The sequence below is a fragment of the Arthrobacter psychrolactophilus genome (assembly GCF_003219795.1).
GTDB lineage: Bacteria > Actinomycetota > Actinomycetes > Actinomycetales > Micrococcaceae > Specibacter > Specibacter psychrolactophilus.
Window position 1 is genome coordinate 1 of the sequence record NZ_QJVC01000037.1, and the last position, 1,861, is coordinate 1,861.

Consider the following 1,861-nt stretch of genomic DNA (forward strand, 5'->3'; position numbering starts at 1 on the left):
ACACGTGGTGGCGATGACACAGATGCTCCAGGTTATCGAACACACTCCAACCACCCTGAGCGAACGCCTGCACATGATCGACCTCTGAACACGTCGCTTTCGTCATACACCCCGGGAACTGACAATATTCATCCCTGATCGCCAACATCATCCTCATCGCCGCCGTCACGCGGTAACACTCCGGGGACCGATCCAAAGGCTCATTCGACACCGGATCAGTCAAGACCCGATAAAAACTCGGAGCTACCGCCGTCAATCGCTGAGCTACCTCCATACTGACCGGACCAACACCTTCCAACCAAGCAGGCTCATTCGTCTCCCCCAACAACGACAACACCGGAATCAACAACACCGGCAACACCCGCGGCATCGGCGGCATCGGCGGTAACTCAGGACCACCGGCAACCCCTAGAAACGAGGGCGCCCCTGATAGTGGTGCTGGTAGTAGTACTGGTGGATGTGCGGGCGGTCGCCACCCCGGCTCACCCCACGGATCCGGAGCCACAAAGGCAGGATCCAAATAATCAGGATCATCAAAGACCGGAAGTAACCCCTGTGGATCATCACCCACACACACCACCGACTCAAACTCAGACCGCTCGGACCGCTCAGACGGCTCAGAAGGCTCAGACGGCTCGGACGGCTCAGACGGCTCGGACGGCTCAGACGGCTCGGGCATCATAGAGTCAGGAAACGCCTCATCCAAAGCTGTAGCTTCACGAGTAGGGGTGCCACATGCTGCCATGCCGGGTGTTGTGTCGGGTGCGAGGGTGCTGGGTGTGGGGGTGTGGTCTTCGGGGTTTCCTGTGCCCGGGTGGGTTGTTGGTGCTTCGGTGATGATCGCGGGTGCGAAGATCTGATTCTCAGCCATCGTTTGATTCAACAGCAAGGCTACGGCGACATCAGCGCGTAGCTGTGTCAGGGTTCGTTGCTCGTGCGGGCCTTGAGCTGCCCGGGCGGTGGCGGTGCATTGATCCCAAATCCCTTCAAGAGTGGGAGACGGGGCATAAAGACTCAACCACGACATCCCATCATGCCCGCGCCCCACGTGCAGATACCGATCGGCATACGCTTTACGGGTACGAGCCGGAATCGTTTCTGGATACTGCCGTTCCCGTAAACGGCGGGCTTTCTCCCGGAAACTCTGCACCGAGGAACCCGCAGCCTTACCCAGCAACGCTAACTCGAACGCGTCAATCGTCTCATCCGGTAATCCAGCCTCACGCAGAACCTTGATCTCCTCGGCAATAATGACCGCCCATTCCCACCCCAAGTCCCCACTGCTCATACACCCCAAGGTCGCCGGTAATTGCCGCACGATACTTGTAGCATGTTCAATCAAACGAACAGCAACACTCTCCGGGACCCCGAGGATTCCGGCCACTTCACACTGCAACGCCATCAAAGACACTTTCCGCTGCCACTGATCAAAACCCAAAATATTACCCTCGAGCACGCTCGCGGCATCAAAACGCTCAATCAACACCGCCGCCATCGCAGCACAACTATTCCGATGCGCCGTCAACAACGACAACGCATCAGTACAATCAGTCAATAACCGCCACGTCGCATCTAATTGACTCACCGGAGCCTCAGGCTCAGCTTCCTGGCTCACAGCCGGAGTACCCGGCACCGGCAACAAGGGAAGATCCGCCATCGCCGCAATGTCCGTAGCAAGAGGTTCAATAACGGGAAGGCTAAGTCCAGCGAGAAGGCCCGCCACAGTCCCTGTGGTGGCTGAAGAGCCCCGTTCCGACGGGAAATTCTCTGAACTACCCATACCCCAATTTTAAACCCAGAGTATTCGATAAACAATAGCCAGCAGAAAAGTTCTCACATATACTTCCGAACCAAAGACGAG

Annotated in this window: 1 protein-coding gene; it reads right to left on the minus strand. The window is 57.2% G+C overall.

All coding sequences use genetic code 11. From position 1 onward, the window contains the following. Positions 1 to 1,780, minus strand: a 1,780-nt coding sequence (locus CVS30_RS17605; RefSeq protein WP_146233444.1) for an HNH endonuclease, incomplete at its 3' end; no start/stop codon positions are given. Positions 1,781 to 1,861 lie beyond the last annotated feature (81 nt).